The following is a 9,273-nucleotide window of genomic DNA, read 5'->3' as shown; positions in this document are numbered from 1 at the left end:
GGCGCGCTGACCGCCTAAAGGCGGAACTCTAAACACCGTGGCGCTTGAGTTGTAGATTCAGTCAGTGCGCCAGTCTTCATTGGGTTGATTTAGAAGTGGCTCTATCAAGCACGCTATGGACGCCAACGGAACCAAATTCAAACTGCTGCTCGGACGCGCCGATTGGGCGCGCTGCACCGATGTGCACGGCAGCGGGCATGAGCTTGGCAATTTCCGCGCGTGGCAGTTGGAAGGCGTGGCGAGTTCCGCGCCCATCATCGAAAGCGACCCGCCGTGCGATTGGGATGAGGCGCGCGCGGAACTCACCTTGCGCCAGCAACTCTTTGAATTTCGACAGGCGGGCCAAGCCAACCCGGTGGCCTTGCCGACGCGGCGTGGGGCCGCGCGCGACCGTTACGGCAATTGGTATTGGATCGCTGAGAGCGGCCAGGAATTGCTGGTCAATTCGGCGGGCACGCACAACACCACGCACTTTTGGGCGGCGTGCGACGGCGTGCAGTGCGAACCGGCGAGCGAGTTCGGCGCGTTTCAAACCCGTGGTGCCGCGCCCGCACCGGTGCCGGGACAATTGCGCGGCCTGACCATCACGGTTGACCATTTTTTGCTGGTGGGCACGTTGGAACCGGGCGGCTTGCTGGTCTTTGATCTGCACGCGGGCGGGCCGCCGCAGTGGCTGTTGTGGACGAGCGAAACGCCGTTTGCGCCGTTCGATCTGGCCGCGCGTCCGGGCGGTGGCGCGTGGATTCTCGACCGCGATTTCAACGTTCCCAGCCGCGTGCCGCGTTTGTGGGAAATGGATCGCCATCTGCACATCGTCACGCAAAATCCTGTCGCCGCGCCCTATGCGCCGTCGTCTGCGTCGGATTTGTTCCAACCCAAAACGCCGTTGCCGCCGCTGCAACCCGCCGTGACCAAAGTGCCGCCGCCCGCCGCCGCGCCCGTGTTGGATGCGGACGCTTGGCCCTTGCCTGGGCTGGACGCGGTGGCTATCGAAGTCTTGCCGGACAACACGGTGCTGGTGCTGGCCGATGACGCGGCCAGCGGCTTTGCGCAAGTGTTTCCGCGCCGTCCGGGGCAAGCGCCAGACGCGCCGCTGACGACGGCGGTGATTCAGCAAATGATCGAACCGGCCCAGCACGCAAGCTTCACCCTGCGCGCCCACGATTTTGCTTTTGTGCCTGCGCCGGACGGAGCCGCTGCCAGCAAACGCGGCACGCTTTATTTTGTCGCGCCGGAAGGGAATCAGGCTTTTGCGTTTGCTTTGTCTGAAAGCGGCGGGCAATGGCAACTCAAGCCGCTGCCCGAATATCTGCCGTTGCGCGCTTTTGGCGGCAAGGGGCTGGTCGCGGCGGGCGCGCAGGTTTATTACGACTTCGCCGACCGCTGGATTCCATTGGTCGCGCAAAACCGTCCGCGCTATGCGGTGGCGGGGGTGATCTTGAGCGAAGTCTTTGACAGCGCCGAACCCGATTGCGTCTGGCATCGCGTGATGCTCGACGCCTGCCTGCCGCCGGAAACTCGCGTCAGTGTGCGCAGCCGTGCCGCCAATGAACAAGCCGCGCTGGACGCCGCGCCCTGGCAAAGCGAACCACAATTTTATCTGCGCCGCAGCGGCTCCGAATTGCCTTTCATCGCGCACCCGCCGGGTCGCGCTACCTGGGAGCTGTTGTTGCAACGGGCGCGCGGGCGCTATCTGCAACTCGAAGTCACGTTGCTGGGCGATGGGCGCGCGACGCCCCGGCTGGCGGCGTTGCGCGTGTACTTTCCACGCTTTTCCTATCTCGCCCAATACCTGCCCGCCGTCTATCGCGAAGACGCCACGTCGGCTTCGTTGCTCGAACGCCTGCTGGCGAATTTTGAAGGCATCCTGACCGGCATCGAAGACCGCATCGCCGCCGCGCAATTGCTGTTTGATTGGCGCAGTGCTCCGGCGGAAACCCTGGATTGGCTGGCCGACTGGTTTGGGTTGGTGACCGATCCGACCTGGGACGAAGCGCGCAAACGGCTGTTGCTCAAATACGCGCTGACCTTCTTTCAAGCGCGCGGCACCGTGGCGGGCTTGCGGCTGGCGCTGCGGCTGGCGCTGGATGCCAAGGTGGACGATACGTTGATTACCTGCGCGCACGTCGAACCGCACCGGCAGGGCATCCGCATCATCGAACAGTTCCGCACGCGGCGCACACCGGGCCTTGCGTTGGGCGATGTTACGGCCCCTGCCGCCAATTTGCCGACCGCGACGAGCAATCGGGCGCGTTGGCAACCCAGCGCGGGCGCGGCGGATTTGCATCGGCGCTATCGCGAATTTCTCAACGGGCGTTACCGCACGACGCTGCCCTCGGCGCTGCGCTTTGCGCTACGCAATCCCGACTGGCAATTGCTGCCGTTGCGCCAGGCGCCGCCCGCGGGCGCGAGTGTGTTCACCACGCCGCGCGAGTTGGGCGATGACGCGTTGTGGAATGATTTTGTCTTGCGGCAAACCGGTCAGATCAGCAGCGTTTTCCCTATTGCCGTGCCGCCGGGCACGCCGTTGCTGGCCGCCTGGAATGCGTTCATCAGCGAGAAAGCCGCCGCCTGGAGCGCCTTTGCGCAACAGGCGTTGGGCTTCGTGCCCTCGGTCAGCGCGAGCGAGCAGCAGTTGTGGCGCGATTTTTTGACCGGCAAATATGCCGACATCGAATCCTTCAATGCGCAATACGCCACCGCGTTTGGCAGCTTTGCCGAAGTGACGTTGCCCGACCGCGAACCAGTTGGCGCGGTGCCGCGCGCGGACTGGCAGGAATTCATCGCGGCCCTCAGCGGTGTGACGACGGTCACGCGCCGCCGCTGGCAGGACTTTTTGGCGCGCCGTTACCGCAGCCTCACCAGTTTGAATGCCGCGCACCAGAGCGCCTGGGCTTCGTTTGCCGCCGTCCCTTTGCCGTCAGCCGTGCCTGAGACGCCGCAACGCCTGGCGGATTGGTTTCAATTTGAAGGCGTCGTGCAGGCCATGCACAGCACCGCGCACCGCTTCACGGTGTTGTTGCCTATTACGACAGCAGGCACGACAGCAGGCACGATGACACGCGCGGCGGCAGAAGAGGCGCGCCGTCAGCGGCAGGCCATCGCCGCGCGCATCATCGCTTTGGAAAAGCCCGCGCACACCGTTTTCGACGTGCGGTTTTATCGCGATTTGTTTCGGGTTGGCGCGGTGCGGCTGGGGTTCGACACGGTGCTCGATCAGGGCAGCCGCGCGCCGGATTTGTTGCCGCCCTTCGTGCTGGACGAAAGTTTTCTGGGCGAGGGCTGGCTGGGCGTCAGGCTGCCCGACAGGCTGGCCGACGCGACAGGCGACCGTTTGTTGCTCGGCAGCGCCACGCTTGGCGCATGCGCGTGCGGCGATTTTGACGCAGCAACACCGCTCAACCAATAAACAGGAGAGCCGACTATGAGTAGCTTTACCACCCGTACCAACACGCTGAGCACGCCCGCGCTCGACCCGACGAAGCACGTCAATTTCCAGTTGGGCATGGTGCTGGGCGCGGACGATTTCGAGCAGGAATTCGCCTATCAAAACGGGCGCGATCAATGGCTGGCGCGCGATCTGTTGGGTTACGGCACCATCGCCGGATTGCGCGTGACGAGCGAAGTGGATGCGACGCAAGGCCCCCGACTGGTGGTCGAACGCGGCACGGCGCTCAGTCCGCGCGGGCAATTGTTGCGCGTACCCACGGCGCAATGCGCGGCGCTCAATGATTGGTTGCAGCTCGACGCCATCAGCACGGAACTGCAAAACCGCAATACCGGCGGCGATACGGTGGCGGCCTATGTCGTGCTCTGTTACCGCGAATGCCTGTCCGACCCCGTGCCGATTGCGGGCGAACCCTGCCGCAGCGAAGAGGATTTGCTCGTGCCCTCGCGGCGCACCGACGACTTTCAATTGGAACTGCGGCTAGTCAAACCGGCGCAACAGGAAGAGCAGGCGGTGCGCGATTTCGTGGACTGGTTGCACGATGAAATCGAAGTCGTCACCACCGGCGCGAGTGTGGATTTGCAAGTCTTCCTCGACGCCGTGCGCGCGGCCACGGTGGGTTCGCCGCCCGCCGCGCACAAAATTCATCAGGATGATCTATGCCATTACCTGCGCGAAGCGATGCGCGTGTGGGCAACCGAATTGCGCCCGCAACGGCGGCCCGATTGGTTTGGTCAGGGGCGCGGTTGCGCGGGCCAGACCGTCACGCCAGATGACCAGTTCGAAGATTGTTTGCTGCTGGCGGCGGTCAATCTGCCGATTCTCAAAAGCGGCGCGCAATGGCAGGTGGGCGCGCCCGCCCAAATCGTGATTGACGAGAGCGAGCGTCCCTACCTGATTCATTTGCGGCTGTTGCAGGAAATGTTGCTGTGCGCGCGCGCGCCAGTCACGCCGCCGCCCGTGTTGGCGGGCGATGTGGTAGGGCCGGTGAGCGCGACGACAGTCACGGCTTTGCAGGGACAGCCCTTGGCGAAAACCGCGCCTAAGGTGAAGCAGGTTTTGCAATTCGGACATGGCGTGTGGGAGCCACGCGATTTGCCCGCCGCGCCAAGCCCGGCCACGACTGTTGTGAAAGAAAAGGATTTTGATCTGCCCGACTTCGCGGGCAGCGTAACGCAATACAGCCCCGCCGATCACACGCACGGCACGATGCCCAACCCGATCCCGCCGCACGTCGGCAATCCGAATGCGCACGACCTGAAGGGCGATCTCAGCGGTGTTGTCGGGAGTGCCACGGTGACGGGATTACAGAATTTCCCGGTGGTTCAACCTAGCGCCGCCGATGCAGGGCGGGTGCTGACCTTTCGCAACAAACAGTGGCAGCTTGAACCGGTAACGGGCGGCGGCAACCCGAATGCGGTTGAACATCCGGCGGACTTGCCGGGTTATGAAATCGTGGCGGCGGGCCGCGTGCTGTGCAACCCGGCCGCGCGGAATCCTTTTCCGGTCTATAACAATTTGCATGTGTTGCGCGTTGATAACGGAGAAGCGGTTTTCACTTTCGACAATATGCAGCTACCTGACAAGAGTTCGCAGTACATCGTCAAAGTGCTTCTAGGATTGAATAATGTAGGCAATGTTCCCTTTCCGATGTTTATTTATTTTCGTGACTTCAAAAACGAACCGGTAACCACAGGCCTACCAGCTTTCAGCTTGGGGTTCATGGATAGCCAGCAAAAACCGATTGCAAAGGACGTCCTCAACATTAGCGTTTTGATGATCGAAGTCAGCCGGTTTGCCATTTGATGGTGCGGGAGGAACTGAACGATGAGTGCAATTTCGTTACTCGAACCGATTCTCAACGACAGCCAACCGGCGGTGAACTTCTTTAATGGCCGCTTGCTGGCGGCGGAAGACCTGACCGAAGAGCGTCGGGCTGGACGCGCCAAGTTGTCGGGCTATGGCCGCGCCTTTGGCACGGGCGTCGCCTACGGTCTGGAAATCGCCCTGCCACCTACGTCTATCACCAACGTCACGGCTACACAGCCTGTGAATGCAAACACGGCGCGCATCGCCCAGACTGGGACCAGCGCGCCGCAACTCACCGTCACGCCCGGCTTGGCGCTCAATCGCAAGGGCGAATTGTTGCAGCTTAACCAGCCGATCACCTTGTCGCTGGTGCCGCCCGCGCAACCGCTCGCGCCGCCGACGGGCCAGGCGCTGTTTAGCGAATGCCTGCCGTTTCAGGCGGGCGTGTATGTCACGGGCCAGGGTCTGTATGTGCTGGGCATCGCGCCCGCTGAAGGCCGCCGGGGCCGCGCGCCCGTCAGCAGCCTGAGCGCGCGCAGCGCCGATTGCAATGTGGATCAACTGCTCGAAGGCGTGCAATTCAAATTGCATCAACTGCTGGACGTGACGGCCAGCGAATTGAACGACGCGCCGCGTTTGCGCAATCTGGTGGCGGCCAAATGCTTCGGGTTCGGCACGAACTTTTTTGCGGCCTCGCCTTTCGAGCCACAAGACAATCGTTATGGATTTGAAACGCTGGCGCTCTCGCCCGCCTTGACCGAATGCGAGGTGCCGCTGGCCGTGTTGCATTGGACGCAGAACCGCATCGCCTTTGTGGATCAATGGGCCGTGCGCCGCCGCGTCTTGCGCCCGGCCCACAGCCGGGAAGGCCGGCTGTTGAGCGACCGGCGCGTGGGCGAAGGCGAGGCGCGGTTGTGGCAGTTTACGGAAGAACTCGAAACCTTGCGCGGGGCCGGCACGACGCCCGAGGCGATCCGGGCCAATCAACATTTTCATTTCCTGCCGCCCGCCGGCGTGTTGCCGCTCACGGGCCGGGGGCGCGGGTTCAATGCGCAGGTCTTTTTCAGCGGGCAAGTGGCGGCGCAACCGCTCATCATCGAAGGCGCGCGGCTGGAGCATCTGCTGCGGCTGTCGTTCGCCTACCCGCCCATCGCATTGGGCAGCGGCGAATTGATCCGGCTTTATCAGGTGCGTGAAAACAGGCAGGCGGGCGGCGTCGCGCCCTATCTGGCGTTCGCGGGCGGCGACCTGCCGTTTTTCGGCGCGGCGCGTTTCGATGTCTCGCGCTGGGATTTCAGCAACTACACGGCGCTGAACGAGACGCTTTGATTTTAGGGTGGTGATAAAAATGTCAGGCCAGATTTGCAGTCGCGTGAGCGACGACTTGAGTTTAGCCCGGCGTTTCAACGCCGGGAAGACAACGAAGAAGACAGCGCGTCGCGTCAGCGCCGCCTGAATTCAGGCGGCGCTGACGCGACGCGCTGATCACACGCTGAATTTCTAAATTCAACTGCCGCTATGCGGCAAAAACAACGGCCTTATATTTTTATCACTACCGCATTTGGGTAATGGAGGAAAAGTTTATGGCAGCGTTTACTGGTTCGTTTACTGGTTCTTTACTGCAAGTGCAACCCGGCGACATCATCAGTTCCAGCCTGATCAATCAGATGCTGGCGCGGCTGGGCGCGCTCGAAATGGGCGCGGGCACGGGTCTGGCGCTGGGGCCGCTGGGTGTGGATGTGCATACCCTGGTGGCGCTCGGCACGGGCTTTGAAGCGGGCGGGGGCATCTTTTTGGATGGCAGCCCACTGCTCACCAGCCAGGTGACGCGCGGCGTAAATTTGGTGATTCTCGATAGCACGTTGACGGTCAAGTTCCGGCAGGCCTATGACACCTTCGGTTCGGCCAGCGCCGCCAACGACCTGGCCGCCGACCTCAACGCGCAAGCCGCGCCGCAAGACATTGTGATCGCGGTGACGCACGATGCGTATGCAAGCCAGTTGAACGCGGCGGCGCGCGCGGCGCTGGCAGCAGTGGGCGGCGCCGCGTTGGGGCGTGCGATACGCTTGCGTGACAATGCGGCCTTTATCGGCATCGTGCCCGCCAATCGTGGAGCAATCAGTTACGATTATTTATCCTCGATCGTACCGGCGGATCTGGAAAGCAGTGCCGCCAACGCGCGGCTGGCGGCACTGCTCTTTGTTTGGGGGATTTACAGTCTGCCGCTCAAACGCTTTCTGCTTGGCGGCGGCACGAGTAATGCCATTACTGCGCAACCGACGCCTACTTCGACGGTGACGTTACACACCTTGACGCTGCCGAACACGGTGCTTAACTCGGCGCTGACCGCCACACTCAACTCGACGCTGGTAGAGTCAACCTTGATCGGGCCGACCTTGATCAGGCCGACGCGCATTGGCCCCAGCTTGATCAATCAACCGTTGATTATCAACCGGCTGGTCGAACATGAAGAATCTGTCCAAGTGATTCCGGGCCTGGGCCGCGAAGAGCAACGTTTGTTGCACGAGGCCGGCATCGGCAACGTGGGCGCATTGGCCGAGGCCGAACCGGCGCGCCTGGCCGAGACCTTGAATGTGCAACCAGTGGAAGCCGCCGGACTGGTCGGCATTGCGCGCGCGCTGCTTGGCCCGCGTTAAACAGGAGCGGTGCACCATGAAAAAGAATAGCAAACGCCCCACCAAAGCACGCCCGCGCGCCGCTGCCCCCGTGGCGCGCAAAGCCGCAAAGAAAGCAGCGCCGCCGACAGCCGTGCGGCGCGTGTTATTCATTCACCCTTCCTTCCCCAATCAATTTTCGGCGCTGGCCACCACGCTAAACGCACAGCCCGGCTTTGAATGTTATGGGCTGGTGAATCAGGCCTTCCTGCCCGCTGTCGCAGCGGCTGAGCCGGGGCTGCCGTATTTTGGTTTTGTGCCGGATGCGCAAGGTGCCACGCACGCCTATCCGTTACTGGAAACTTTTGAGTCGGGCGCGCGCAACGGCTTGGGCATCGCGGCGGTGTTGCCCGCCTTGCAACAAACGTATCGCTTCGACGCCATCATCGGCCACGCGGCCTTTGGCGCGACATTGTTTCTCAAGTACCTCTTTGATGGCGCGCTTATCTCGTATGTCGAATTGCCCAGCTTTCAAACGGCGGCGGCGCGGCTGGAATTCCCGCCCACCTTTGAAAATGCGCTCGTCGGCACCGTTTATGAAGCGCTGATCGCGAGCAGCGTGCTGCATTCAGATCTCTGCATCACGCCGTCGGCCCACGCGCGCCGCCTGTTCCCGCTGGAATTGCAGGCCAAAGTGCGCGTGCAGATGGAAGGGTTCGAGACCGAGCATTTGCCCACGGGCGGGCCGGACGCGCGCGCCGCGTTGGGGTTGCCGGTGGAGGCCAAACTGGTGGGCTTCACCGGGCGCACGCTCGAAGCCGTGCGCGGCTTCGACATCTTTGCCCAAATGGCGCGGCGCTTGTACGAGCGCGATGCCAGCTTGCGCTTCCTCATCGTCGGCGAAGACCAAACGATTTATGGCAACGAGACGCGCTATCTGGGGGGGCGCACCTTCAAAGATTATGCGCTGGCCCAAGCCGGCTTGCCGGAAGAGGCGGTCGTGTGGCGGCGCATGATGCCGCACGACGAATTCCTGCGCCATCTGGTCTGTTTGGATTTGGCGGTGCTGCCGATTTTTGAGGGCGCGGCCAATTGGAGTTTATTCGAAGCCATGTCGGCGGGCTTGCCGATTGTGACCTCGAATCGCGCCTTTGTGCCCGAAGTGTTGGCTTCGGAAACCGAAAGCATCCAACTCGATCCTTACGATGCGGCGGCGTTTGCCGAACAAGCCTGGCAGCTCTTGCACGAACCGCGCCGCGCCCGTGCACTGGGGGCGGCGGCGCGCGCGCGCATCCGCCGGGACTTTACGCTGGCGCAGGCCGCAGATGGCTACGCCGCGATTATCGAAGAAGCGCTCGCGTTGAAAGCCCAGCGGCTAACGTAACGCGCTGGAAACGGAGG

5 protein-coding genes are annotated in these 9,273 nt (G+C 62.6%); all 5 read left to right on the top strand.

The window, feature by feature from the left end; translation table 11 throughout:
- Positions 1–115 precede the first annotated feature (115 nt).
- The 5 genes from HY011_08230 (at position 116) to HY011_08210 (ending at position 9,256) form a co-directional block, all read left to right on the top strand.
- A complete protein-coding gene (locus HY011_08230) occupies positions 116–3,409 on the top strand; it encodes a hypothetical protein (protein MBI3422914.1) in 3,294 nt (1,097 codons plus the stop codon).
- Between the two features lie 15 nt (positions 3,410–3,424).
- A complete protein-coding gene (locus HY011_08225) occupies positions 3,425–5,254 on the top strand; it encodes a hypothetical protein (protein ID MBI3422913.1) in 1,830 nt (609 codons plus the stop codon).
- Between the two features lie 21 nt (positions 5,255–5,275).
- Positions 5,276–6,586 (top strand): hypothetical protein, encoded by a 1,311-nt coding sequence (locus HY011_08220; GenBank protein MBI3422912.1) that lies wholly within the window; start codon positions 5,276–5,278, stop codon positions 6,584–6,586.
- Positions 6,587–6,840: 254 nt separating this feature from the next.
- Positions 6,841–7,914, top strand: a complete 1,074-nt coding sequence (locus HY011_08215) for a hypothetical protein (protein MBI3422911.1) — start codon at positions 6,841–6,843, stop codon at positions 7,912–7,914.
- 16 nt (positions 7,915–7,930) lie between these two features.
- A complete protein-coding gene (locus HY011_08210) occupies positions 7,931–9,256 on the top strand; it encodes a glycosyltransferase (protein MBI3422910.1) in 1,326 nt (441 codons plus the stop codon).
- Positions 9,257–9,273 lie beyond the last annotated feature (17 nt).

The organism is Acidobacteriota bacterium, from assembly GCA_016196035.1.
GTDB lineage: Bacteria > Acidobacteriota > Blastocatellia > RBC074 > RBC074 > JACPYM01.
Note: the sequence above shows the minus strand (reverse complement) of the source record. Positions and strands in the feature narration are given on the sequence as shown.

What these genes read in the sequence shown, in the direction of transcription:
- HY011_08230 (MBI3422914.1), top strand. Translation starts at nt 116, where the DNA reads ATGGACGCCAACGGAACCAAATTCAAACTGCTGCTCGGACGCGCCGAT.
- HY011_08225 (MBI3422913.1), top strand. Translation starts at nt 3,425, where the DNA reads ATGAGTAGCTTTACCACCCGTACCAACACGCTGAGCACGCCCGCGCTC.
- HY011_08220 (MBI3422912.1), top strand. Translation starts at nt 5,276, where the DNA reads ATGAGTGCAATTTCGTTACTCGAACCGATTCTCAACGACAGCCAACCG.
- HY011_08215 (MBI3422911.1), top strand. Translation starts at nt 6,841, where the DNA reads ATGGCAGCGTTTACTGGTTCGTTTACTGGTTCTTTACTGCAAGTGCAA.
- HY011_08210 (MBI3422910.1), top strand. Translation starts at nt 7,931, where the DNA reads ATGAAAAAGAATAGCAAACGCCCCACCAAAGCACGCCCGCGCGCCGCT.